Origin of the sequence: Streptomyces spororaveus (assembly GCF_016755875.1) — a bacterium.
Classification (GTDB): Bacteria; Actinomycetota; Actinomycetes; order Streptomycetales; family Streptomycetaceae; genus Streptomyces; species Streptomyces spororaveus.
In genome coordinates this window covers 7060042-7083552 of the sequence record NZ_BNED01000005.1, presented here as the reverse complement: position 1 = coordinate 7083552, position 23511 = coordinate 7060042, and the positions used below count along the sequence as shown (strand labels likewise).

Below are 23511 nucleotides of genomic sequence, written 5' to 3'. Positions count from 1 at the left end.
GCACTGACAACTGGCCCGGCGTCATGCGTCCCGGCGGCACACCGCCAGCCAGCCGCCCAGAACCGCGGTCAGCGACCACAGCGCCAGCACACCCAGCCCGGCCCACGGACCGAGGTCGCCGTACTGCTCGCCGCGCATCATCGCCTGCCCGGCACGGTCCGGCATGAACCGACCCACCCCGGTCGCCGCCGCACCCACGATGAAGGACACCATGACGACGAAGGGTATGAGGATGCCCAGGACAGCCACCCCGCTGCGCAGCACCGCCGTGAGCCCGGCCGCGAACAGCGTCATGAGCATCAGGTAGAGGCCGCATCCGACGACGGCCCGCACAGTACCGGGGTCGCCCAGTCGCAGGGCGCCTCGCCCCATGACGGCCTGTCCGGCCACGAAGGTCAGCAGTCCGGCGAGCTGGCCGGCCACGAGGGCGAGCACGCCCAGCATCGCGATCTTCGACAGGTAGAACCGCGTGCGGTCGGGCACGGCCGTGAGACTGGTGCGCAGGGCTCCGTTGTGGAACTCGGCGGAGAAGGCGGTGGCCCCGAAGGCGATGGCCGCTATCTGCCCGAAGTTGAGTCCGTAGAAGGCCGCGAGGAGCGGATCCTCCCCCATGCCGTCCTCCTCGCCCCGGCCCAGGGCCGCCGCCGCCAGCACCTGGATGCCCACCGTGAGGACGAGCACGGATATCAGCGACCAGAGGGTGCCCCGGAGGGACCTGATCTTGATCCATTCCGAGTGCAGTACGGGGGTTGTGGGCAGAGCGGTGCTCATGGCGGATCCTCCTGAAGGCAGGTGAGCGGGTGGACGGTCAGTGGGCCGCGCTGAACTGCGCGTGATCGGCGGTGAGGTCGAGGTAGGCCTGCTCCAGTGAGGCGCGCCCGTCGGACAGTTCCAGCAGGGGAACCCCTTCGCGGGCGGCCAGGCAGCCGAGCTCCTCGGCCCGTATGCCCGCGACGGTCCATCGCCCGTCGTCCGCGGCCACCAGCTCGAAGCCGTCAAGGGCCAGCGCGGCCCGCAGCCGGCCCGGGTCAGAGGTCCGCAGGAGTGCTCTCGGGGTGCTGCGGGCGTCGATGAACTCCTCCATCGAGCTGTCGGCCAGCAGCTTGCCGTTGCCGAGCACGATCAGGTGGTCGGCCAGCGCCGAGGTCTCCGACATCAGATGGCTGGAGACGAGGACGGTGCGTCCCTCGGCGGCGAGGGAACGCATCAGCTCGCGGATCCAGATGATGCCCTCGGGGTCGAGTCCGTTGGTGGGCTCGTCCAGCAGGAGCACTCCGGGGTCCCCGATGAGCGCGGCGGCGATACCGAGGCGCTGGCGCATGCCGAGCGAGAAGGACGTGATCCGCCGCTTCGCGACGGAGGCCATGCCCGTCTGCTCCAGTACCTCGTCCACCCGGCGCAGTGGGATACGGCCCGCCGCGGCCAGCAGCCGGAGGTGGTCGTGCGCGGTGCGCCCGCCGTGGGCCGCCTGGGCGTCCAGGAGGGCGCCCACCTGGTGCAGCGGGTCCGGGAGGTCCAGGTACCGCCGGCCTCCGATGGTGGCCGTGCCGGACGTGGGCCGGTCCAGGCCCAGGAGCAGGCGCATCGTCGTGGACTTCCCCGCGCCGTTGGGACCCAGGAATCCGGTGACCCGCCCGGGCAGGACGTCGAAGGTGAGGCCGTCCACCGCATATCGGGGGCCGTATCGCTTGGTGAGTTCTCGGATCTCGATGCTGTTCATGGCTCAAGACTCGCCGCCGGCCCCACCCCCTTCCCTCCCCCGTGCGAGGGTGGCGTCTCCCCCACGTGGGGGAGACGGCCCTGGACGCGGCGCTGCCACCATGGGCTCATGAACCGACTGCTGCGCGCCCCGTTCCAACCGGTGACCTACTCACGCTGGTTGCACCTGTGCGTGCCGCTTCTGCTGCTTGCGGTATGGATGTTCATCATGCCCCGGTGGCCCTGGGTGCCACTGCTGCTCGTCCTGCCGTTCGGGCTGGTGCCCTGGGTACGGCTGGCGGAAGGTCTTCAGGCGCAGTTCCTGCTCACCCCGTACGACCGCGGCTCCTCCGACGGCGCCATAAGTCTCGCTCCGTCGGCGCACTGGGGAGACCGCTGGCGCACCGTGCTGTGGCTGGAGACACGGATGGTCGTCGCGGTCGGTGCATTCGGCGCCACGGTCTGGCTGTCGGGCATGGCTGTGGAGCTGGTGGCGATCGCGATCGGGCATCCCCCGGGGCCGGAGTACTTCGTGCCGTTCGTGCCCGGGCGCTGGGCCTCCGCGCTGCTCGTGCCCGTGCCGCTGGTCGTCCTCATCGCCATCGTGGCCCTGCTCGGCGAGTTGATCACCACGGCTGCCGGCCGCCTGCTCAGCCCGTCCGCCACCGAGCGGCTGACCGCGCTGGAGGCCCGTACGGAGCAGCTGCTGGAGCGCACCCGCATCGCGCGGGAACTGCACGACTCCATCGGGCACGCGCTCACCGTGGCCGTCGTGCAGGCGGGAGCGGCACGCGCCGCCGGTGATCCCGCCTTCACCGATCGGGCGCTGTGCGCGATCGAGGAGACGGGCCGGGCCGCGCTGGAGGATCTGGAGCGGGTGCTGGGGGTGTTGCGGGAGTCGGGACAGCGCCCGTCGCAGTGGCCGACGCTGGCGGAGGCCGACCGGCTCCTGGATTCGGCCCGGGCCTCCGGCTCTGTCGTGGACGCGCAACTGACGGGTCCGCTGGAGAAGTTGCCGGAGCCGGTCACCCGGGAGGGTTACCGGATCCTGCAGGAGGCGCTGACCAATGTGCTGCGCCATTGCGGTCCGGTGCCGGTGCGGGTGCGGGTGGAGATGACCGCGAGCCGGCTGGACCTGGAGGTGACGAACCCGCTGCCGGAACGCCCTTCGGTCACGGTCGGCGGCGGAAGCGGGCTGCGCGGGATCCGTGAGCGGGCCGCGCTGCTCGGCGGGGAGGCCGAGACCGGGCTGTGCGGGGGCGGTTGGAGAGTGCGCGCCCGGCTGCCGCTGGAGCGAATACGCTGACCGGATGCCGGTTACCGTACTGCTCGTCGACGACGAACCCCTGGTGCGTGCGGGTCTGCGCGCCGTCCTGGACGCCCAGCCCGACATCGAGGTGGTGGGTGAGGCGGCCGACGGGGCCTCCGTGATCCCCCTGGTCCGGCAGTTGCGTCCGGACGTGGTGGCGATGGACGTGCGGATGCCGCTCCTCGACGGGATCGAGGCGACCCGTGCGGTGCTGCGGACGGTGGACTCCCCGCCGAAGATCCTCGTGGTGACCACCTTCGAGAACGACGAGTACGTCTATCAGGCGCTGCGGGCCGGGGCGGACGGGTTCCTGCTGAAGCGGGCCAGGCCTTCGGAGATCGTGCACGCGGTACGGCTGGTGGCGGAGGGCGAGACCCTGCTCTTCCCGGCGGCCGTGCGGGCCCTGGCCGCGGAGTACGGAAACCGGCAGGCCCGGGCGGTGCTGGAGCGGGCCGCCCTGACCGAGCGGGAGGAGGCGGTCCTGCGGCTGATGGCACGCGGGCTGACGAACGTGGAGATCGCCGCCGAGCTGATCATCGGCACGGAGACGGTCAAGTCCCACGTCAGCGCGATCCTGGCGAAGCTGGGGGCGCGGGACCGGACGCAGGCGGTGATCACGGCGTACGAGTCGGGGTTCGTCTCCCCCGCATGAGGGAAGGTCTGCTTCCGGCCGATGGGGGCTGCTTCTCGCCGACGCACCGGGCGGGCAGTACGATCCGGCTGACAAGCTCGCTACCTGGGAGGACACACGTTGGGGCAGCTGACCGGCGGGGACCCCTCTCTGCTCCGGCGGATCAATTCCGCCGTGGTGCTGCGCGCACTGCGGACGGCCGGTTCTCCGACCCTCACCGACCTCACGCGGCTGACGGGGCTCTCCCGGCCGACCGTCGAGGGTGTCGTGGAGGGGCTGATCGCGACCGGGCTCGTCGTCGAGGCGGATGCGGAGGAGGGGGCGCGGCGCCAGGGCCGACCGGCCAGGCGGTTCCGCTTCCGCACCGAGGCGGGGCACCTGCTGGGCATCGAGATCGGCTCGCACCGGATCGCGGTGCTGCTGTCCGGGCTGGACGGCCGCGTCATCGGTGCCGGTACCAAGGACGTCTCGGAGACGGCGTCCGCCGATGAGCGGCTGGAGCGGGTACGGGCGGCCGTCGCCGACCTGCTGCGCCGCGCCGGAGTGCCGCGGGACTCGCTGCGGGCCGTAGGCGTCGGCAGCCCCGGGATCGTGGAGGCGGACGGCACGGTCCGTCTGGGCACCGCGCTGCCCGGCTGGACCGGGCTGCCGCTCGGAGAACGGCTGCGGCGCTCCTTCCGCTGCCCGGTCCAGGTGGAGAACGACGCCAACGCGGCAGCGGTCGCCGAGCACTGGAAGGGTGCCGCGCGGGACACCGGCGACATGGTGTTCGTGATGGCCGGGCTCAGCCCCGGCGCCGGCTCCCTGATCGGCGGCAGGCTGCACCGGGGCTTCGGCGGTGCGGCCGGCGAGATCGGCGCCCTGCACCTGCTGGGCCGCGAGGTCACGCCCGAGCGGTTGCTGTCGACCACCGGCGAGCCGCTGCATCCGCTGGACGAGGCCGCCGTGGCCGAGGTCTTCGCGATGGCCGAGCGGGGCGACGAGCGGGCGGTGGCCGCCGTGGAGCGGTTCCTGCAGCGGCTGGTACACGACGTGGCGGCGCTGGTCCTGGCGATGGACCCGGAGCTGGTGGTCGTCGGCGGCTGGGCGGCTGGCCTCGACGGGGTCCTGGAGCCCCTCCGCCAGGAGCTGGAGCGCTACTGCCTGCGCCCGCCGCGGGTGGCCCAGTCGATGCTCGGCGAGGCAGCGGTGGCGACCGGCGCCCTCCGGCTCGCGCTGGACCACGTCGAGGAGGAGCTCTTCGCGGTGGAGAAGACGGTCACGGCCCGCCGCTGACCCCGCCCCGCGCCTCCCGTACATGTGGCTGCGGCCCGGCCCCCCAGCTGCTGGGGGGCCGGGCCGCAGCCACATGTACGCATGGTCCGAGCACTCGGGGCCCGGGACGGCCCCGTGCGGGGTCAGGAGGCGACGCGCGGCTCGTGGGTGATCTCGACGTCGCCCGAGTCGCCGAAGGTGAGGCGGCAGGTGTCCGCGCGGTAGGTGGCCACCGAGACGGCCGCCGTGCCCGCGGTGGTGAAGTAACGCGTGGTGACCAGGAGCACCGGGGCGCCGGGCAGGCGGTCCAGTTCCTTGGCGTCGTCGGCCCGGGCGGAGCCGAGCTCCACCGAGCGGTCCTGGCCGTCGAGCACCAGCCGCTGCAGTTCACGCAGGACGGCGCGGGCGCGGGCCGGTCCGGCCGGGGCCTCGATGGCGGGGAGGCCGGGTACCGATGCGGCGGGGACGTAGAGCAGTTCGGCGGCGACGGCCTGGCCGTGGTTCATCCGGGTACGGCGCACCGTGTGCACCGGCTGGTCGGCGGCGAAGGCGCCACCGGTACCGAGGAGTTTCAGCACCGCGGCCGTCGGCAGGGTCTCGGCCGCGTCGAGCGGCTCCCAGCCGTCGACGCTCTCGCCGGGCCAGCTGTGCTGCGCGCTGCCCACGGCGACGCCGACGCGCGGCGGGGCGACGGTGGTGCCCACACCACGGCGGCGCTGCAGGCGGCCTTCGAGCTCCAGCTGCTCAAGCGCCTGACGCAGCGTCGCACGGGCGACACCGAAACGGGCGGCGAGCTCACGCTCGTTGGGCAGCACCTCGCCGACGGCGAAGTCCTGGTCGAGTGCCTCGCTGAGGACGGTCTTGAGGTGCCAGTACTTCGGCTCCGGTGCCGTTTCGAGCTGCGTGGTCCCCACCCTGACTCCTCCTGCCATCGCTGCACTCGCCGTGTGTTCCAGCGGCAGTTCCGCGCCTTTGTTTATTAAAGGTTCCTGCACTATCCCTGCGACGATAGGACGGCACACCCCCTTGGTCAAGACCAATGCTCGTACCTTTGCCGGGCAGAACGGGCATATGTATCAAGCCGTTCACGGGATGTTCTCGTGGGCACGGAAGGCTTGTAGTCAAGGGCTACCGGACGGTAATCATGGCGTAGGCATTACTGACATCCCGTCTCGCACGCGTCCAACCGACGAGGAGCAGCATGACCGCCACGGTCTCCTTCACGATCGATTCGCCGCTCGGCCCCCGCCCCACCACCATCGCCTACGAGCGCAAAGGCGCCGGCGAACCCCTTCTCCTGCTGCACGGCATCGGCCATCACCTCCAGGCCTGGCACCCGGTCATCGACATCCTGGCCGCCGAGCACGACGTGATCGCCGTCGACCTGCCCGGCTTCGGCGCCTCGGAGCCCCTGCCCCAGGGCGTTCCGTACTCCCTGGGGACCGTGGCCCCGGCCCTCGGGGCGCTCTGCACGGCCCTCGGCGTCGAACGCCCGCACGTCGCGGGCAATTCGCTCGGCGGTCTGCTCGCCCTCGAAATGGGCCGGAGCAACCTCGTCCGCTCCGTCACCGCCCTCTCCCCCGCCGGGTTCTGGACCGAGGCCGAGCGCCGCTACGCCTTCGCCACCCTCCTCGCGATGCGCGCCGGCGCCAAGGCGCTGCCCCTGCCGGCCGTCCGAAGGCTCTCGCGCACCGCCGTCGGCCGCGCCGCACTCACCGGCACCATCTACGCCCGCCCGGCCCGCCGCCCGGCCGAGGCGGTCGTCGCCGAGACCCTCGCCCTGCGCGATGCCACCGGATTCGAGGACACGCTGGCCGCCGGCAGCTCCGTACGTTTCGCCGACGACGTGCCCGGCCTGCCGGTCACCATCGCCTGGGGCACCCGCGACCGGCTGCTGCTGCGCCGCCAGGGCGTCCGCGCCAAGCACACCGTCCCCGGAGCCCGGCTTGTCCGGCTCCCGGGCTGCGGCCACGTGCCGATGAACGACGATCCGGCGCTCGTGTCCCGGGTGGTGCTGGACACGGCTCGCAGCGCGCGGCTCGTGACCGCCTGAAGGACGGACCTGATCCCGTGTCGGCGGGATCGGGTCCCGGATCGACCGGATCCGCCGCGCACACCGACCCTGAACGGACGCACAGGCGAACAGACGAACAGGCGAACGAATGAGCGGCTGACGGCTGTTCATCCGCGGTTCGCGTGGGCGACGCGGCCGGGCCGGTGTACGACGGCACGCTGGTCCGACCCGTCCTCGCCGGCCTCAGGAGACGTACCGATGGCATCGATCCCGCACACCCGACGATCCCTCATCGGCGGTTCCCTCGCCCTGTCCTCCGCACTGATCGCCGCCCCGGCGCTCGCCGTCCCCGCCTTCGCCCGCTCCGGCCGGCCGGACGCGCTCTGGGGCGTCCAGTCCGGCGAGATCACCGCCCACTCGGCCACCGTGTGGACCCGTTCCGACCGCCTGGCGCGCATGTACGTCGAGACCTCGCCGAGCGAGGCGTTCCGCTACGCCGTACGCCGCCACCGCGGCCCGCTGCTCGGCCCGTCCAGCGATTTCACCGGGACCACCGTGCTGCGCGATCTGCCGCCCGGCCAGCAGATCCACTACCGGGTCGTCCTGACCGACCCCGACGACCCCCGCCGCAGCTCCTCGCCGGTCCAGGGCACCTTCCGCACCACCCCCGTCTCCCGCCGCCACGACGTACGCTTCCTGTGGTCGGGCGACCTGGCGGGCCAGGGCTGGGGCATCAACCCCGATCTCGGCGGCTACCGCGTCTTCGAGGAGATGCGGCAGCGCAACCCCGACTTCTTCCTCTTCAGCGGGGACACGATCTACGCCGACGGGCCGATCGGCGCCACCGCGCCCCTGCGCGACGGCAGCCTCTGGCGCAACGTCACCACCGAGGAGAAGGCGAAGGTCGCCGAGACGCTCGCCGAGTTCCGCGGGAACTTCCGCTACAACCTGCTCGATTGCAACCTCCTCGGCTTCAACGCCCAGGTCCCGGTCCTCGCCCAGTGGGACGACCACGAGGTGCGCAACAACTGGTACCCCGGCCAGCTGATCGACGACCCCCGCTACACCGTCAAGGAGGCCGACATCCTCGCCGCCCGGGCCCGCCAGGCCTTCGGCGAGTACTTCCCCGTCACCGACCTGCGCGGAGGCCGCGCCGAGGGCCGGATGTACCGGGTGATGCGGTACGGCCCGCTGCTCGACGTCTTCGTGCTCGACATGCGTACCTACCGGAACGCCAACTCCCCCGGTACCCAGACCGAGGACCCCATCGGCATCCTCGGCCCCGAGCAGCTGGCCTGGGTCAAGCGCGAGCTGTCCCGCTCCCGCGCCACCTGGAAGGTCATCGCCGCCGACATGCCGCTGGGCATCGTCGTCCCCGACGGGGCCGCGAACTTCGAGGCCGTCGCCCAGGGCGACCCGGGCGCCCCGCTCGGCCGCGAGCTGCAGATCGCCGAACTCCTGAGGCACATCAAGCACCAGCGCATCACGGGCACCGTCTGGGTCACCGCCGACGTGCACTACACCGCCGCGAACCACTACGCGCCGGAGCGGGCGGCCTTCACCGACTTCGCACCGTTCTGGGAGTTCGTGTCCGGCCCCATCGGCGCCGGCGGCTTCCCGGCCGGGCGGCTCGATGCCACCTTCGGCCCGGAGACGGCCTACGTGCAGTCGGCTCCCTTCGCCAACATGTCACCGTCCGAGAACCCTCCGTACTACGGCGAGGTCGACATCGACGGCGGCAGCGGGGAGCTCACCGTCCGCTTGCGCCGCCAGGGAGGGGGCGTACTCTTCACCCGGACGCTCCAGCCCGGGCGTGTGGGCCAGTGACGCCCCGGCCGGACAACTGGATGAAATCGGCCAGATGGACACTTAACCAGGCGGTCACAGATCGTTCGTGATCACGCAACACCCCTGGGCCACAGTGGTGTGCATGACTGACCGTAACCCCGCCTCCGCCCACCCTTCCCACCGTCACCACTGGCGCCGCGACGTCGTCGAACTCGCCGCAATGTTCTGCGCCGTCGCGGTCGCCGACGCCATCGCCAATCTTGTCGTGCACGGCCCGAGGGGCCCGATCCTGCTCGTGGCCTCGGCCGTCACACTCCTGGTGACGGCGGCCTTCCACACCTGGTGGGCCCGGCGACACAGCCATGCGCCCCCGCCGCGGAGCACGGCCCCCACCGATCCGGAACCGCTCCCGTCGACGGGCTCCGACACGTCCACGTCCGCGACCGCGACCGCGAGCAGCACCACGCTCTGGCGGATGCGTACGACCGTACGGGACGAGCCGGGCTCGCTGGCCGCCCTCTGCACCACCCTCGCCCGTAACAGTGTCGACATCCTGACCCTCCAGACCCACCCGCTCCCCGAGGGCGGCACGGTGGACGAGTTCCTGCTGCGCGCCCCGCAGGAACTGCCCTCCGCCGACCTCACCCGGGCCGTCTCCCGGGCCGGCGGCCACAGCACCTGGATCGAGCGCGCCGACGCCCACGATCTGGTCGACACCCCGACGCGCGTCCTCGGCCTCGCCACCCGCACCGCCCTGGACGCCGCCGAGCTGCCCCTCGCCCTGCGCCAGCTGCTCGGCCGCTGCACGATCCACTCGATCCCGGCGACCACCCTCTCCGGCCGGCCCAACGCCGGGGCGGACGCCCCGGTCGAGGGGGTCCTGGAGGCCACCGTCATGCGGCTGCGCGACCCCTCCGGCGGTGCGATCACCGTGGAGCGGCCCTACCTTCCCTTCACCCCGACCGAGTTCGCCCGGGCCCGCGCCCTCGTCGAGCTCGATGCCCGCCTCGGCCCCCGGGTCCCGCGCAGCCAGGACGTGCTGACCCTGCCCGAGGGCAACGAGATCACCGTGCGCCGCGCCGACGGCTCCGACCAGGCAGCCGCCCGGGCCATGCACGACCGCTGCTCCGAGCGCACCCTGTCGCTGCGCTACCACGGCCCGGTCAACGACGCCGACCGCTACCTCGGGCACCTGCTCAGCCCCCGCTTCGGCCGTACCCTCGCCGCGACCACCGCCTCCGGGAAGCTCGTCGCCCTCGGCCACCTGCTGTGGGACGGCGACGAGACCGAGGTCGCGCTGCTCATCGAGGACGACTGGCAGCGCCGCGGCATCGGTTCCGAACTGCTGCGCCGACTCCTCGCGATGGCCGTCGAGGCCGGGTGCGACAGCGTGTACGCCGTCACCCAGGCCTCCAACACCGGCATGGTCGCCGCCATGCGCGGCCTCGGCCTCCCCCTCGACTACCAGATCGAGGAGGGCACCCTGGTGATCACGGCCCGGCTGGACGCGACCCCTGTCGGCTCGCGGCTGCCCTACGAGCTTCGCCGCGAGCTCCCGCACGAGCAGTCGGCCCCGCGGCACCGCCACTGAAGCCGTCCCCGGGGCGACCCGCCCGGACCGCGCCCCTGACCGGGTCCGGCCCGGGCGGGCTCCGCCGTACTCGACCAGGCCCCGCCGTACTCGATCGGGCCCCGCCGGGCTCCGTCGAAATCCAGCCAAGCTGCAACGCCCCGCCCCCGGGCGACCACCACCCTGAGTATGCGAATTCGCCTCTACAGCAGGGTCGTTGAGGATTTTCCGTACACAATACCGATGCCTCCCCAGCCCGCGTCAGCAGTCCGACGGCAATCGGTGATGACGAGAACCCGTCCCGCATACGAAGATGTCCGCATGTCAGAGACCCTCCACAACGGCAGTGCTCCGCGGCTGCCCCGCCAGGTGGCCGACGCGTACGTCGACGACCTCATCGCCCTCGACCCGATCACGGGCACCTACCTGGGTGTCGCCGCGAGTTCGAGCAAGCTCCCGGACTTCTCCCCGGCGGGCCGCGCGGCCGTGGCCGAGCTCATTCGCGAGACCCTCGCGCGCCTCGACGCCGCCGAGTCGGCGCCCGGCGCCGACAGCGACGCCGAACGCCGTTGCGCCCGGCTGCTGCGCGAGCGCCTCACCGCCGAGCTCGCCGTCCTGGAGGCCGACGAGGACCTGTGCGCGGTCAGCAACATCCACAGCCCCGCGCACTCGGTCCGTGAGATCTTCTCCCTGACCCCCTCCGACACCGACGAGGACTGGGCGGCGATCGCCGAGCGCCTGCGCGCCGTACCCGCCGCCTTCGGCGGATACCGCGAGAGCCTCGGACTCGGCCTGGAGCGCGGCCTGTACGGTGGCCCCCGCGCCACCGCCACCATGATCGGCCAGCTCACCACCTGGGCCGGCCAGGACGGCTCCGAGGCGGCCTTCTTCGAGGGCTTCGTCTCCGCCGGCCCGGAGTCCCTTCGGACCGAACTGGACGCCGCAGCGGCCGGCGCGACCGCCGCCGTCGTCGAACTGCGCGACTGGATGAGCTCGGTGTACGCCCCGGCCGTCGAGGGCAGGCCCGACACCGTGGGCCGCGAGCGCTACTCCCGCTGGGCCCGCTTCTTCAACGGCACCGACCTGGACCTGGAAGAGGCCTACGCCTACGGCTGGTCGGAGTACCACCGGCTGCTCGCCGAGATGAAGTCCGAGGCGGCCAAGATCCTCCCGGGCGCAGGCCCCTGGGAGGCGCTGAAGCACCTCGACGAGCACGGCACGCACATCGAGGGCGTGGAGGAGGTCCAGGCCTGGCTGCAGGGCCTGATGGACGAGGCCATCGCGAACCTCGACGGCACGCACTTCGAACTGGCCGAGCGCGTCCGCGAGGTGGAGTCCCGCATCGCCCCGCCGGGCGGCCCCGCGGCCCCGTACTACACGTCCCCGTCGGAGGACTTCTCCCGTCCGGGCCGCACCTGGCTGCCCACGATGGGCCTGACCCGCTTCCCCGTGTACGACCTGGTGTCGACCTGGTACCACGAGGGCGTTCCGGGCCATCACCTGCAGCTCGCGCAGTGGACGCACGTGGCGGACCGGCTCTCGCGCTACCAAGCCACCGTCGGCATGGTCAGTGCCAACGCCGAGGGCTGGGCGCTGTACGCGGAGCGGCTGATGGACGAGCTCGGCTACCTCAAGGACGCCGAGCAGCGCCTGGGTTACCTGGACTGCCAGATGATGCGGGCGGCGCGGGTCATCGTGGACATCGGCATGCACGTGGGCCTGGAGATCCCGGCGGACTCACCGTTCCACCCGGGCGAGAAGTGGACGGTGGACCTGGCGCAGGAGTTCTTCGGCCTGCACAGCGGCCGGCCGGCGGACTTCATCGAGAGCGAGCTGACCCGCTACCTGTCGATGCCGGGACAGGCGATCGGCTACAAGCTGGGTGAGCGCGCCTGGCTCCTGGGCCGGGACAACGCGCGTGCCGCGCACGGCGATTCCTTCGACCTGAAGGCGTGGCACATGGCGGCGCTGTCGCAGGGTTCGCTGGGGCTGGACGATCTGGTGGACGAGCTGTCGAAGCTCTGACGGCTCCGCCGCCGCCGGGCGGTGGACGACGGACGGGCCGCTCATCCCCCCCGGGGGTGAGCGGCCCATCCGTGTGAGCCGCGTACGGGGCCCGGCCCCGTAAGGCACGCACCTCAGCAGCCGCAGTCGTCCGAGTCGGTCGGCGCGGTCAGCGGGTCGGCCTCGGTGCGCTGCCGGCCGCCCTGCCAGGTCTCGACCTCGAAGCCCTCGCGGATCCAGTACTCGATGCCGCCGAGCATCTCCTTGACCTGGAAGCCGAGTTCGGCCAGGGCGAGGGCGGAGCGGGTACCACCGTTGCAGCCGGGGCCCCAGCAGTACGTCACCACGGGGACGTTCTTGTCCAGGAGCCGCTCCGCCTGCTCGGGGATGAGGGCGGTGGGCAGGTGGACGGCGCCGGGCACGTGGGCCTGGTCCCAGGACGGGGTGGAGCGGGAGTCGACGAGCTGGAAGCCGAGCTCGGCGCCGTGCTCGCGGTGGCCCTTGAAGGCGGCGGCGACGTCCGACACGTCGGCGTGGAAGGCCAGGCTCGCGGCGAAGTACGCGGCGGCCGCGGCCGGGGAGGCCGGGGGCACCCGGAGCACGGGGTTGGTGGTGGCGGCGGGGGCGGTGGAGGTGTTCTGCGTCGTCGTCATGGCTAGAAATCTACGATCTGTTGATCATCACCGGAAGCGACTTTCCCCGGCCTTTCCCTTGTCCGACCGGGGAATTCCCTGCTAGATCTGGACCATGACCGACTATTCCCCTGACGCCACCGACTGGCGGATCCTCGAAGCCCTCCAGCGGGACGGGCGCGCCAGTTTCACCGACCTCGCCCGGTCCGTGTCCATGTCCGCGAGCGCGGTCACCGAGCGGGTCCGCCGGATGGAGGAGACGGGCATCATCACCGGCTACACGGCGACGGTGGATCCGGAGAAGCTCGGCAAGTCGATCCTCGCGCTGGTGCGGCTGCGCTACCCGCACGGCAACTACAAGCCGTTCCACGACTTCCTGGAGTCGGCCCCCGAGATCCTGGAGGCCCATCACGTGACCGGCGACGACTGTTTCGTCCTCAAGGTCGCGGCGCGGTCCATGGGGCACCTGGAGGAGGTCACCGGCCGGATCTCGGGCCTCGGCCCGGTGACGACGAGCATCGTGTACTCCTCACCGCTGCCCCGCAGGCCGCTCAGCCCCTGAGCCCCGCAGGCCACTCAGCCCCGCAGCCTGCGCTGCCCCGCCGCAGCTCAGCCCACCGCGACCACGGTCAGTCCGTGAGCGCCGCCGTCCGGTGGCGCACCACGGAGCCGCCGCGCTGCTTGACGATCTCCAGCTGGGCCTGGACACGGGTCCGCAGGTCGGCGACGTGGCTGACGATGCCCACGCTGCGGTCCCGCTCCCGCAGCGAGTCCAGGACGTCCAGCACCTCGTCCAGCGCCTGGTCGTCCAGGCTGCCGAAGCCCTCGTCGATGAAGAGGGTGTCGAGGCGCACCCCGCCCGCCTCGTCGGTGACCACGTCCGCGAGGCCGAGCGCCAGGGCGAGCGAGGCGAAGAACGTCTCGCCGCCCGACAGCGTCGCGGTGTCCCGCTCACTGCCCGTCCACGCGTCGACCACGTGCAGTCCGAGGCCGGAGCGCCCCCGGCCGCCCGCGCGCGCGTCGGAGTGGACCAGGGTGTAGCGGCCGCCCGACATGCGCAGCAGCCGTACCGTCGCGGCGGCGGCCACCTGCTCCAGGCGGGCGGCCAGCACATAGGCCTCCAGGCGCATCTTGCGCTCGTTGTCGGCGGAGGTGCCCGCGGTGAGTCCGGCCAGCCGGGCGACCCGGTCGTAGGCCTCCCGCAGCGGGCCGAGCGCGCGCAGTTCCAGCTCGGCCTGCCGGGAGAGCCGGTCCAGCTCCGTGCAGCGCAGCCGGGCCGCGTCGGCCGCCGACCCCGCGGTACGAAGCTCCGCCGCGGCCCGGACCGCCCGCGCCTCGGCCGCATCCGGTGCGGCCGGGGGCAGGGCTGCCGCCTCGGCGGCGCCGGTCTCGCGGCGGCGGTCCGCCAGCAGGGCCTCCTCCGTCTGCCAGGCGTCCAGCCGGTGTTGGAGGGCGGTGCGCTCGTACTCGGGGAGCACGGCGTCGGCGGCGGCCTCGATGGTGTCGAAGCCGGCCTTGAACGCGGCGTCGGCGAGCTGGTCGTCGGCCTCCTTCAGCCGGGCCGCGGTGGTCTCGGCCCGGCGCAGCGAGGTGGCCGCGCCGGCGACCATCCGGACCCGGTCCTCCAGGGTGCGGGCGCGGGCCGCGACGGTCGGCGCGCCGTCCCGTACGAGGGTGAGTTCGGCTTCCAGTCCGGCCTGTTCGCGGTCCAGGGCCTCGCGCCGGGAGGCCCTGGCCGCGGCCCGGGTCTCGGCGCCCTGCCGGTCGGCGCTGCGCGTGGCGTGCTCCCGCTCGGCCCGGGCGAGCTGCTCACGGGCGGCGTGCAGGCCGGCGGCCGCGGCGTGGGCCGCGGCATGGCGGGCACTCAGGTCGGCGGTCAGGGCGAGGAGCTCGGCGGTGGTGGCGTCCCCGGCGGCGGCCTGCGCCTCGGCGCGGGCCTCCTGCGCGGCGGCGAGCCTGCGCTCGACGGCGGCCCGTGCCCGCTCGGCCCGTTCGAAGAGTTCGTGGGCGGCGTCCTCGGCCGCGCGGTCCACGTGGCCGGGGGCCGGGCGGGCCGGAGCGGGGTGCTCCGCGGACCCGCACACCGTGCAGGCCTCCCCCGCGACCAGTGCCTCCGCGAGCTCGGCGGCGATGCCGCGCAGCCGGGCCTCCTTGAGCTCCAGCCAGCTCTCCCGGGCGGCCGCCGACTCCTCGCGCAGGGTGAGCAGTTCCGCCGCGGCGCGCTCCGCGTCGGTGTCGAGCTCGTCCCGCCGACGGGCGGCGTTGAGCTGCATGCGGGCGGGTTCCAGCCGGCCCGCGAGCTGCTCGGCCAGGGTCGCGGCCTGCTGGGCGCCGTCGGCGCGTTCCTGCAGGGCCGTCCGGGTCGCCTCCCAGCGCTCCAGCCACTCGGCGGACTCCTGGTGCTGCTCCTCGGCGGCCCTGGACTCCCGTTCCAGGTCGGCCCGTTCACGGCCGATCTCGGCGCTGCGCTGCTCCGCCCGCTGCGCCGCGCCGAGCGCGCCCAGGGCCTCGCGCAGCCGCTGTTCGATGTCGGCCAGCTGCTCGGCTCCCGCCTCCTTCAGCGTGGGCGGGAGCTGCGCACGGGCGGAGGTCTCGGCGTGTGCGGCGGCGAGGTGCGCGGCGGAGGCGGCGCCGCGCAGCTCCAGGGCGGGGGCCACCAGGGAGCCGCGCCGGGCGCGGTCCAGCAGGCTCCGCACGCGGTCGCGCTCGGGCTCGGCCTCGGCGAGCCGGGCGGCCCGGGCGACGGTCTCCGCGTGCCGGCGCTGCAGCCGGTCGAGCTCCCGGGCGTCCTCCGCGGCGTGCCGGGCGGCGGCGTGCCGGCTCTCGACGGCGGCCAGCGCGTACTCGGCGACGTCGAGGCTCTCGCGGGCCGCGCACCGGGCGACGGCCGCCCAGGCCCGGACGGCCTCGGCGAGCCCGGGGTCGCCCGGCTGGTGTCCGGGCATGGGCCAGGCGCGCAGGTCGGCGCTGTCTCCCGCCGCCTGGGCGAGCCGCTGGGCGGTGTGGAGCACCTTCTCGTCGCCGGCCCGGACCCTGGCCTCGGCGGCCCGGCGGCGCTCGCCGAGCAGGGCTTCGACGGCGGCGAAGCGGCGGGTGTCGAAGAGCCGGCCGAGCAGGCGGCCGCGGGCCGCCTCGTCGGCGCGCAGGAACCGGGCGAACTCTCCCTGGGGCAGCAGCACGACCTGGCAGAACTGCTCGCGGCTCATGCCGAGCAGTTGCTCGATCTCCTCGCCGATCTCCTGGTGGGAGCGGCTGAGCGGCTCCCAGCCCTCACCGGTGTGTTCGCGCAGCCAACTCTGGGCCTTGTCCTTGGTGGTGCCGGTGCCGCGCTTCTTGGGGCGTTCCTGCTCCGGCCGCCGGGTGAGCTCCAGGCGGCGGCCGCCCGCGGTGAGTTCGAGGGTGACCTCGGTCGGGGTGTGGGCGGCGGCGTGGTCGCTGCGCAGGCTGGTGCCCGGGGCCTGGCGGGGGCCGGGCACGGAGCCGTAGAGCGCGTAGCAGACGGCGTCGAGCACAGAGGTCTTCCCCGCGCCGGTGGGTCCGTGCAGCAGGAAGACGCCGGCCTCGGAGAGGGCGTCGAAATCGATCTCCTGGGGCTCGGCGAACGGTCCGAAGGCGGTCACGGCCAGCCGGTGCAGCCTCATCGGTGGGTCTCCCGTTGGCTGTCGTCGGCCCGTACGTCGTCGAAGGCGCCCTGGAGGACGGCCCGTTCGGCCTCGTCGGCCCGGCCGCCGCCGCGCACGTGGGCGACGAAGTCCTCGGCGATCTCCTGGTCGCTGCGGCCCTTGAGACGCTGGGCGTAGGAGGCGCCGGTCTCCTCCTGGCGGCCCTCGGGGTCGAAGGCGAGGGTGAGGGTGTGCGGGAAGCGGGCGGCGAGGCGGGCCATGGGGTCGTCGGGACGGACCGGGTCGGTGAGGGTGGCCTCGACCCAGGCGTCCTCGTGCACCTGGTGCGCCGGATCCTTCAGCAGGTCCTCCAGCCGTCCGCGCAGCCGGGCGAGCCTGCGCGGTACGGGGGTGCCGATGCGCTCGGCGCAGACGATCTTCCCTTCCTCCCCCAGTTCGATCAGCCACATGGTCTTGCGGTGGTCGGCCTCGGAGAAGGAGTAGGCGAGCGGGGAACCGGAGTAGCGGACCCGTTCACCGATGGTCTGGCTGCCGTGGAGGTGGCCGAGGGCGGCGTAGTCGACGCCGTCGAAGACGGAGGCGGGTACGGACTCGACCCCGCCGACGGTGATGTCGCGCTCGCTGTCACTGGCCTGTCCGCCCGTGACGAAGGCGTGCGCGAGGACGACCGAACGGGTGCCGGGCGCGCGGGTGGCCAGGTCGGCCCGGATCCGGTCCATGGCGGCCCCGAGGACCGCCTCGTGGCTCACCTTCTCCGCGCTGAACTGGTCCTTGACCAGGGCGGGCTCCAGGTACGGCAGGCCGTACAGGGCCACGTCACCGTGTTCGTCGGCCAGGACGACGGGGTCGGCGCAGCCGGCGGGGTCGGTCCGCAGGTGGATCCCGGCCCGGTCGATCAGCCCGGCGCCGACGCCGAGCCGGCGCGCGGAGTCGTGGTTCCCGGAGATCATCACGGTGGGCACGCCGAGGTCGGCGAGACGGTGCAGGGCCCGGTCGTACAGCTCGACGGCGGGCAGCGGCGGCACGGCCCGGTCGTAGACGTCACCGGCGACGAGGACGGCGTCGACCTCGCGCTCACGCACGGTCTCGATGAGGTGGTCGATGAAGACCGCCTGGGCGCCGAGCAGGTTGACCCGGTGGAAGGCCCGGCCGAGGTGCCAGTCGGAGGTGTGCAGGAACTTCACTCGGCGGCCCCGCGCATGCCGTCTCCCCCTGGTCGTCTCCCGCTCGCTGAACCCCTCTACGCTAACCCGTCCCCGGGGGCGCTCAGGGCGCGTACGTCTCTCCGCCGAGCGTGAGACCGGCGCTGCCCGCGGTGGTGTCGGCGAGCCAGGCCTCGAAGGCGGGCAGGTCCGCCTCCGGGAGGGCCACCTCTATCTCGACCTCGGCGCCGTAGCGCAGGTCGACCACGGTCCGGCCGGTGGAGCGCAGGTCGTTCTGCGTCTTGCCGGCCCGCTGGTGGTCCACGGTGACGGTGGCCAGCCGGTAGCGGCGCCGGGTGACGGTGCCGAGCGCGTCGAGGGCCTCGCCGACGACCCCGCCGTAGGCCCTGATCAGGCCGCCGGCGCCGAGCTTCACGCCGCCGTAGTAGCGGGTGACGACGGCGACCGCGTAGCGGATGTCGCGGCGCATGAGCATCTGCAGCATGGGCACCCCGGCGGTGCCGCCGGGCTCGCCGTCGTCGCTGGCCTTCTGGACGGAGGCGTCGGCGCCGACCACGTAGGCGAAGCAGTTGTGGGTGGCGGTGGGGTGCTCCTTGCGGATGCGCGCGACGAAGTCCTGGGCCTCCTGCTCGGTCGCGGCGGGCGCGAGCGAGCACAGGAAGCGCGAGCGGTTGATCTCGGACTCGTGCATGCCCTCACGGGCCACCGTCACGTACTGGTCTGCCTTCACCTCACCACCCTAAGCGGTGCAGAACGGGCCCCCTCCCGCCCATGGCGGGGTCACAGCACCAGGGGGCGTCTTGCCGGTCAGGGCGGATCAGGGAGCGGGGGCCGGGGAATCGTGCCCGGGAGATTTCGGTTGACGGGGCTGAACGTCGGTCCCCGCGGTGGAGAAGCAGCGGACAGGGCCGGCGGGACGAGAACACCAGGAGGCGGCACACGTGTACGGCGATCCGGCAACCATCCGCAAGATCCTCACCGAGCTCGGCGACACCTGGGCCGTGGTGGGGCTCTCGAACAACCAGGACCGCGCGGCCTACGGGGTGGCCCGCGTGCTGCAGCGGTTCGGCAAGCGCGTGATCCCCGTGCACCCCAAGGCCGAGACCGTGCACGGCGAGCCCGGGTACGCCTCGCTGGCGGAGATCCCGTTCAAGGTGGACGTGGTGGACGTCTTCGTGAACAGCGAGCTGGCCGGCCCGGTCGCCGACCAGGCGGCCTCCATCGGCGCCGAGGCCGTCTGGTTCCAGCTCGGCGTGATCGACGAGGCCGCCTTCGCCCGTACCCGCGGGGCGGGGCTGTCGATGGTCATGGACCGCTGCCCCGCGATCGAGATCCCCGCGCTCTAGGGAGTGCCCGTCGCGCCCTGGTGCGTGCGCGCGGGGACCGGCGCCGATACCGGGGGGACCGATACGGCAAGGGTCATCTCCATCGGTACGGAGCCGTTGTTGCGGTAGGAGTGCGCGAGGTTCGCCTCGAAGGCGGCCGCGGCCCCGGCCGGGACGCGGAACTCCTCCTCGCCGACCACCAGGGTCAGCTCCCCGGCCGTGACGTGCAGCATCTCGATGGTGCCGGCCGGGTGCGCGACGGAGTCCGTCCCCTCGCCCGGCACCAGGTGCCAGGTCCACAGCTCCATGGGCCCGCGCTCGTCGGTACCGATCAGCATCGTCGTCGAACTGCCCGCCTCGCTGGACCAGATCCGCACCACCTGGTCCGGCGGGACGATCCGGACCTGCGGGCCCCGTTCGTGGTCGAGGAGCGCGGAGATGCTGACGCCCAGCGCGTCGGCCAGCCTGACCGTGGTGCCCACGCTGGGGTTCGTACGGGCCTGCTCGATCTGGATGATCATCCCGCGGCTCACTCCCGCGCGGGCGGCCAGGGAGTCCAGGGTGAAACCGCGCTCCCCGCGCCACCGCTTGAGGTTCCGGGCGAGCGCCTGGGTGAGCTCTTCGAGATCCGACACCATTCCGTCCAATATTTTGGATGACACAGTCCAACAGAGTGCACTAACGTGTTCTGTATTCGATGCTGCACTCCAGCGTTCACTGCACTGTACTGCGAGGCCCCATGACCGCCCTCTTCGCCCTGGCCACAGCCGTGCTGTGGGGGCTCGCCGACTTCGGCGGCGGGCTGTTGACCCGCCGGATCCCGGCGCTCACGGTGGTCGTCGTCTCCCAGATCGTCGCGGTCGTCGTGCTCGGCGCGGTGGTCCTCGGCACCGGCGCCTGGCGGGAGGCCGGTCCGCAGCTGTGGTTCGCGGTCGCCGCGGGCCTGGTCGGGCCGGTCGCCATGCTCAGCTTCTACAAGGCGCTGGCCCTCGGCCCGATGGGCGTGGTCTCGCCACTGGGCTCCCTGGGCGTGGTCGTACCCGTCACCGCGGGGCTGATGCTGGGCGAGCGGCCCGGCCTCGGCCAGTTCGCGGGCATCGCCGTGGCCGTCGTCGGCATCGTCCTCGCGGGCGGCCCGGAACTGCGCGGCGCACCCGTCCAGCGGCAGGCCGTCGTCCTCACCCTGGTCGCGGCCTTCGGCTTCGGCGCGGTCATGGCCCTGATCGCGGAGGCGTCCAGCACCGTCACCGGGCTGTTCCTCGCGCTGTTCGTACAGCGGGTCACCAATGTCGCCGTCGGTGGCGCCGCCCTGTGGACGCAGACCCGGCGCGGCATACCCGCCCTTCCGGCCGGCGCCGGCCCGAAGCTCCTGTGGGGGCTGCTGCCCGCCCTGGCCTTCGTCGGCCTCGCGGACGTAGCGGCGAACGGCACGTACTCCATAGCCGCCCAGAACGGCCCGGTCACCATGGCCGCCGTCCTGTCCTCGCTCTACCCGGTGATCACCGCACTGGCCGCCTTCGCCGTACTCAAGGAACGGCTGCGCACGGTCCAGGCCGCGGGCGCCGGCCTGGCCCTCGCCGGAACGGTCCTCCTGGCCGCGGGCTGAGCGACTCCGAGGCCTTGGGGCGTCCTGGCCCCTACGCGGGCTCGGCTTCCGCGAGCTCGGCCAGACCGCGTAGCTGCTCCGGCGTCATCCCGTCCGGAATCGGTACCGGTGCCGGCGTGCGCAGCGGCGGCTGCCAGCCCGTCTCCGGCTGCCAGCGCCGGACGACGCGCGCCGGCGCGCCCGCCACCACGGCGTGGTCGGGCACCTCGCCCCGTACGACGGCGCCCGCGGCCACCACCACGTTGCGACCGAGGCGCGCGCCCGGCAGGATCACCGCGCCGGTGCCGAGCCAGCATCCCGGGCCGATCTCCACGGGCTCGCTGCGCGGCCACTGCCGTCCGACGGGCTCGTGCGGGTCGTCGTAGCTGTGGTTGGTGGAGGTGATGTAGACGCCGGGGCCACAGAAGGTGTTCGACCCGATGGTGATGCGGGCGTCCGCGATGACATGGCTGTTGCGGCCGATGACCACCCCGTCGCCGAGGATCAGCATCGGCTCGGCGCCCAGGTCGAGGTCCGGCATCATCCCGGCGGTGAGGGTGACCTGCTCGCCGATGATGCAGTGCCCGCCGAGCCGGATCCACCGCTCGCCGAAGACCGTGCCCTGCGGGAAGGCGAGCCGGGTGCCGTCCCCGATCGCACCGAACCTGAGCCGCCCCGGGGTCTGCGCGGTGACCGCGCCGGCCCGCTGCATCCAGCGCCAGCCGGTGTGGACCACGCGGCTCGCCAGCCGGCGGCGCGCGGCCGTCAGAGATGAGAACGTGTTCTGTTTCTTCGGCACCCGGCCACGGTAGTGCGCCGGACCCCGCTCGCCCCGACCACACTCCTGTGATCTTCACCCCATCGCCGGTGCGGCGGCGCGCGTGGCCTACGGTGCCGTTAGCGCGGCAACCGGACGACAGACGGCAGAGGAAGAGAACATGACGTACCAGGCGGCCCAGGCACTCGTGGCGGGCGTCGGCGGCAAGAACCCGGACATCGACCCGACGGCCTTCACGGCTCCGACCTCGGTCGTGGTCGGCGAGGTCACCCTCGCCGCGGGCGCGAGCGTCTGGTACTCGGCGGTGCTGCGCGCCGACTGCGGCCCGATCACGCTCGGCGCCGACAGCAACCTGCAGGACAACTGCACGGTGCACGTGGACCCCGGCTTCCCGGTCTCGATCGGCGAGCGCGTCTCCATCGGCCACAACGCCGTCGTGCACGGCTGCACCGTCGAGGACGACTGCCTGATCGGCATGGGTGCCACGGTGCTGAACGGCGCGGTGATCGGCGCCGGTTCGCTGGTCGCCGCGCAGGCGCTGGTCCCGCAGGGCATGGTCGTCCCGCCCGGCTCGCTGGTCGCGGGTGTACCCGCCAAGGTGCGGCGCGAGCTGACCGACGAGGAGCGCGAGGGCATCAAGGTCAACGCCCTGATGTACGTGGAGCTGGCCAAGCAGCACCGCGCCTCGGTGACCCCGGACGCTCCCTAGACCGTCCCCCGGGAGTCCCGCGCGGCCAGGAGCAGGGCCCTGAGGGCCTCGTGGTCGGGGCGGCGTGTGCCGGGTGTCGCACGGCCGGTGAACCGCCGCCCCTCCCGCCGCGCCCGCCCGTCCCGCTCTTCCCGCAGGGTCCGCTCGGTGAGGGCGGCGCCCCGTGCGAGCAGCCGCTCCGCCGTGTCCGGGAAGCCGAAGCGGGCGGCCCAGTCGAGCGCGGTGCGCCCCCGCATCTCCTCCTCGATGTCGGCGCCCCGGTCCAGCAGCAGGTCGACCAGTCGCGGGTTCCCGCGCTCCGCGGACGTGGCCGCGAGGACCAGCGGTACGTAGCGCATCCGGCCGGCCGGGCCGCCCGGCGGGGCGCCGGCGTCGAGGAGGGCCCGGGCGACGTCCGTGTGCCCGTTCATCGCGGCCAGGGCCAGCGGCGTCGCCTCGCCGTAGGGGCCGGCGTCGAGCCGGGGGTCGGCGCCCGCCTCGACGAGGAGCCGGACGACCTCGGCGTGTCCGGCGCACGACGCCAGGTCCAGTGCCCTGCGGCCGCCGGGAACCCAGGCGTCGACCTCGGCTCCCCCGCCCAGCAGGCGCCGTACCAGGGCCGTGTCGCCGCGCTCGGCCGCCCGCCCGAGCCCGTTCACCAGTGGGTGGTACTGCTCCGAGCGGCCCTCGTCGGACCAGTCCGGCCCGGAGGTCTCCGCTGCCGTCACTCGCCGACGGTGGCCCGGGCCGTCTGCTGCGAGGGGATCTCCGCCCCGTCCGACCCGGCGGCCGCGGCCGCCTTCTTCATCCGGCTGCGCACCACCAGCGTCACCGCGAGGCCGAACAGCACGGCGAGGCCCAGGGCCAGCCAGGAGAACCGCTTCAGCCACGGCTCGGCGACGATCCCGACCGAGTAGATGACGGCCGTGGTGCCGCCGGCCCAGAGGATGCCACCGAGGACGTTGGCGATGAGGAAGCGCCAGTACGGCATGTGCAGCACGCCCGCCAGCGGCCCGGCGAAGATCCGCAGCAGCGCCACGAACCGTCCGAAGAAGACCGCCCACATGCCCCACTTCTCGAAGGACCGTTCCGCCACCGCCACCTGCTGGGGTCCGAAGTGCTTGGGGAAGCGCCGGCCCAGCCGTTCCAGCAGCGGCTTGCCGCCCCGGCGGCCGATCGCGTAACCGATCGAGTCGCCCACGATCGCCCCGGCGATCGCGCAGAGCCCCAGGACCACGGGGTCGATCTCCCCGTGCTGCGAGGCCAGCAGCGCCGAGCTGACGAGGATGATCTCTCCCGGCAGCGGGATGCCGAGGCTCTCCAGCCCGATGACCAGACCCACCAGGAGATAGATGCTGACCGCCGGAATCGTCTCCAGCCATTCCTGGATGTGCACCGGTACGTCCTCCCGTGTCGTCCCCGGCGCGCCCCCTGTGACACGCCGAACGG

Annotated in this window: 22 protein-coding genes; 11 read left to right on the top strand and 11 right to left on the bottom strand. The window is 73.2% G+C overall.

Annotation, left to right across the window (positions count from 1 at the left end):
- Positions 1-21: 21 nt before the first annotated feature.
- Both Sspor_RS34515 and Sspor_RS34510 read right to left on the bottom strand, forming a co-directional pair.
- Positions 22-771: an ABC transporter permease gene (locus Sspor_RS34515; RefSeq protein ID WP_202202594.1), complete on the bottom strand. Its 750-nt coding sequence runs from the start codon at positions 769-771 to the stop codon at positions 22-24.
- 37 nt (positions 772-808) lie between these two features.
- The gene (locus tag Sspor_RS34510) at positions 809-1720 is read right to left on the bottom strand and encodes an ABC transporter ATP-binding protein (protein WP_202202593.1); all 912 of its coding nucleotides are present in this window, start codon (positions 1718-1720) and stop codon (positions 809-811) included.
- Positions 1721-1828: 108 nt separating this feature from the next.
- Between Sspor_RS34510 and Sspor_RS34505 the strand changes: the two genes are divergently transcribed.
- The 3 genes from Sspor_RS34505 to Sspor_RS34495 all read left to right on the top strand — a co-directional run bounded on the left by Sspor_RS34505 (position 1829) and on the right by Sspor_RS34495 (position 4913).
- Positions 1829-3004, top strand: a complete 1176-nt coding sequence (locus Sspor_RS34505; RefSeq protein ID WP_202202592.1) for a sensor histidine kinase — start codon at positions 1829-1831, stop codon at positions 3002-3004.
- Positions 3005-3008: 4 nt separating this feature from the next.
- Positions 3009-3659: a response regulator gene (locus Sspor_RS34500; RefSeq protein ID WP_030388177.1), complete on the top strand. Its 651-nt coding sequence runs from the start codon at positions 3009-3011 to the stop codon at positions 3657-3659.
- A 99-nt stretch (positions 3660-3758) separates the two neighbouring features.
- Positions 3759-4913, top strand: a complete 1155-nt coding sequence (locus Sspor_RS34495) for an ROK family transcriptional regulator (protein WP_202202591.1) — start codon at positions 3759-3761, stop codon at positions 4911-4913.
- Between the two features lie 122 nt (positions 4914-5035).
- Here Sspor_RS34495 and Sspor_RS34490 read toward each other — a convergent pair whose 3' ends face one another.
- Positions 5036-5806 carry a GntR family transcriptional regulator gene (locus Sspor_RS34490; RefSeq protein WP_202202590.1) on the bottom strand — a complete coding sequence of 257 codons (771 nt, stop codon included), beginning with the start codon at positions 5804-5806 and terminating at the stop codon, positions 5036-5038.
- A gap of 287 nt (positions 5807-6093) precedes the next feature.
- On the opposite strand from Sspor_RS34490, the gene Sspor_RS34485 reads away from it, so the two are divergent.
- The 4 genes from Sspor_RS34485 (at position 6094) to Sspor_RS34470 (ending at position 12289) form a co-directional block, all read left to right on the top strand.
- Positions 6094-6945: an alpha/beta fold hydrolase gene (locus Sspor_RS34485; protein WP_202202589.1), complete on the top strand. Its 852-nt coding sequence runs from the start codon at positions 6094-6096 to the stop codon at positions 6943-6945.
- Between the two features lie 219 nt (positions 6946-7164).
- Positions 7165-8733 (top strand): alkaline phosphatase D family protein, encoded by a 1569-nt coding sequence (locus Sspor_RS34480; protein WP_202202588.1) that lies wholly within the window; start codon positions 7165-7167, stop codon positions 8731-8733.
- Positions 8734-8836: 103 nt separating this feature from the next.
- Positions 8837-10285 (top strand): GNAT family N-acetyltransferase, encoded by a 1449-nt coding sequence (locus Sspor_RS34475; protein ID WP_202202587.1) that lies wholly within the window; start codon positions 8837-8839, stop codon positions 10283-10285.
- A gap of 300 nt (positions 10286-10585) precedes the next feature.
- The gene (locus Sspor_RS34470; RefSeq protein WP_202202586.1) at positions 10586-12289 is read left to right on the top strand and encodes a DUF885 domain-containing protein; all 1704 of its coding nucleotides are present in this window, start codon (positions 10586-10588) and stop codon (positions 12287-12289) included.
- A gap of 113 nt (positions 12290-12402) precedes the next feature.
- Here Sspor_RS34470 and Sspor_RS34465 read toward each other — a convergent pair whose 3' ends face one another.
- On the bottom strand, positions 12403-12921 hold the full coding sequence (locus Sspor_RS34465) for a rhodanese-like domain-containing protein (RefSeq protein WP_202202585.1): 519 nt from the start codon (positions 12919-12921) through the stop codon (positions 12403-12405).
- Between the two features lie 94 nt (positions 12922-13015).
- Between Sspor_RS34465 and Sspor_RS34460 the strand changes: the two genes are divergently transcribed.
- Complete coding sequence (locus Sspor_RS34460; RefSeq protein WP_202202584.1) at positions 13016-13462, top strand: Lrp/AsnC family transcriptional regulator; 447 nt, start codon at positions 13016-13018, stop codon at positions 13460-13462.
- Positions 13463-13529: 67 nt separating this feature from the next.
- Here Sspor_RS34460 and Sspor_RS34455 read toward each other — a convergent pair whose 3' ends face one another.
- The 3 genes from Sspor_RS34455 to Sspor_RS34445 form a co-directional block, all read right to left on the bottom strand.
- Positions 13530-16541, bottom strand: coding sequence for an AAA family ATPase (locus Sspor_RS34455; protein WP_202202583.1), 3012 nt, complete (start codon positions 16539-16541; stop codon positions 13530-13532).
- Entirely contained in the window at positions 16538-17707 is a 1170-nt protein-coding gene (locus Sspor_RS34450; RefSeq protein WP_202202582.1) for an exonuclease SbcCD subunit D, read from the bottom strand. Before Sspor_RS34450 ends, Sspor_RS34455 begins: the two co-directional genes overlap by 4 nt.
- Before the next feature lie 82 nt (positions 17708-17789).
- Positions 17790-18416: a YigZ family protein gene (locus Sspor_RS34445; protein WP_202202581.1), complete on the bottom strand. Its 627-nt coding sequence runs from the start codon at positions 18414-18416 to the stop codon at positions 17790-17792.
- A 211-nt stretch (positions 18417-18627) separates the two neighbouring features.
- On the opposite strand from Sspor_RS34445, the gene Sspor_RS34440 reads away from it, so the two are divergent.
- Positions 18628-19032, top strand: coding sequence for a CoA-binding protein (locus Sspor_RS34440; RefSeq protein WP_202202580.1), 405 nt, complete (start codon positions 18628-18630; stop codon positions 19030-19032).
- Here Sspor_RS34440 and Sspor_RS34435 read toward each other — a convergent pair.
- Positions 19029-19646 (bottom strand): XRE family transcriptional regulator, encoded by a 618-nt coding sequence (locus Sspor_RS34435; RefSeq protein ID WP_202204039.1) that lies wholly within the window; start codon positions 19644-19646, stop codon positions 19029-19031. The genes Sspor_RS34440 and Sspor_RS34435 overlap by 4 nt on opposite strands.
- Positions 19647-19750: 104 nt before the next feature.
- On the opposite strand from Sspor_RS34435, the gene Sspor_RS34430 reads away from it, so the two are divergent.
- Positions 19751-20617, top strand: coding sequence for a DMT family transporter (locus Sspor_RS34430; RefSeq protein WP_202202579.1), 867 nt, complete (start codon positions 19751-19753; stop codon positions 20615-20617).
- A 31-nt stretch (positions 20618-20648) separates the two neighbouring features.
- Here Sspor_RS34430 and Sspor_RS34425 read toward each other — a convergent pair whose 3' ends face one another.
- Entirely contained in the window at positions 20649-21395 is a 747-nt protein-coding gene (locus tag Sspor_RS34425) for an acyltransferase (protein ID WP_202202578.1), read from the bottom strand.
- 139 nt (positions 21396-21534) lie between these two features.
- Between Sspor_RS34425 and Sspor_RS34420 the strand changes: the two genes are divergently transcribed.
- A complete protein-coding gene (locus Sspor_RS34420; RefSeq protein ID WP_202202577.1) occupies positions 21535-22083 on the top strand; it encodes a gamma carbonic anhydrase family protein in 549 nt (182 codons plus the stop codon).
- Here the strand turns inward: Sspor_RS34420 and Sspor_RS34415 are convergent.
- The gene (locus tag Sspor_RS34415) at positions 22080-22790 is read right to left on the bottom strand and encodes an ankyrin repeat domain-containing protein (protein WP_237404153.1); all 711 of its coding nucleotides are present in this window, start codon (positions 22788-22790) and stop codon (positions 22080-22082) included. The genes Sspor_RS34420 and Sspor_RS34415 overlap by 4 nt on opposite strands.
- Positions 22787-23458 (bottom strand): DedA family protein, encoded by a 672-nt coding sequence (locus Sspor_RS34410; RefSeq protein WP_202202576.1) that lies wholly within the window; start codon positions 23456-23458, stop codon positions 22787-22789. The genes Sspor_RS34415 and Sspor_RS34410 overlap by 4 nt, the downstream gene beginning before the upstream one ends.
- Positions 23459-23511 lie beyond the last annotated feature (53 nt).

Excerpts from the sequence above, each read along its gene's own strand:
- Sspor_RS34515 (WP_202202594.1), bottom strand. The coding sequence starts at position 771 with ATGAGCACCGCTCTGCCCACAACCCCCGTACTGCACTCGGAATGGATC.
- Sspor_RS34510 (WP_202202593.1), bottom strand. The coding sequence starts at position 1,720 with ATGAACAGCATCGAGATCCGAGAACTCACCAAGCGATACGGCCCCCGA.
- Sspor_RS34505 (WP_202202592.1), top strand. The coding sequence starts at position 1,829 with ATGAACCGACTGCTGCGCGCCCCGTTCCAACCGGTGACCTACTCACGC.
- Sspor_RS34500 (WP_030388177.1), top strand. The coding sequence starts at position 3,009 with ATGCCGGTTACCGTACTGCTCGTCGACGACGAACCCCTGGTGCGTGCG.
- Sspor_RS34485 (WP_202202589.1), top strand. The coding sequence starts at position 6,094 with ATGACCGCCACGGTCTCCTTCACGATCGATTCGCCGCTCGGCCCCCGC.
- Sspor_RS34480 (WP_202202588.1), top strand. The coding sequence starts at position 7,165 with ATGGCATCGATCCCGCACACCCGACGATCCCTCATCGGCGGTTCCCTC.
- Sspor_RS34475 (WP_202202587.1), top strand. The coding sequence starts at position 8,837 with ATGACTGACCGTAACCCCGCCTCCGCCCACCCTTCCCACCGTCACCAC.
- Sspor_RS34470 (WP_202202586.1), top strand. The coding sequence starts at position 10,586 with ATGTCAGAGACCCTCCACAACGGCAGTGCTCCGCGGCTGCCCCGCCAG.
- Sspor_RS34465 (WP_202202585.1), bottom strand. The coding sequence starts at position 12,921 with ATGACGACGACGCAGAACACCTCCACCGCCCCCGCCGCCACCACCAAC.
- Sspor_RS34460 (WP_202202584.1), top strand. The coding sequence starts at position 13,016 with ATGACCGACTATTCCCCTGACGCCACCGACTGGCGGATCCTCGAAGCC.
- Sspor_RS34455 (WP_202202583.1), bottom strand. The coding sequence starts at position 16,541 with ATGAGGCTGCACCGGCTGGCCGTGACCGCCTTCGGACCGTTCGCCGAG.
- Sspor_RS34430 (WP_202202579.1), top strand. The coding sequence starts at position 19,751 with ATGACCGCCCTCTTCGCCCTGGCCACAGCCGTGCTGTGGGGGCTCGCC.
- Sspor_RS34420 (WP_202202577.1), top strand. The coding sequence starts at position 21,535 with ATGACGTACCAGGCGGCCCAGGCACTCGTGGCGGGCGTCGGCGGCAAG.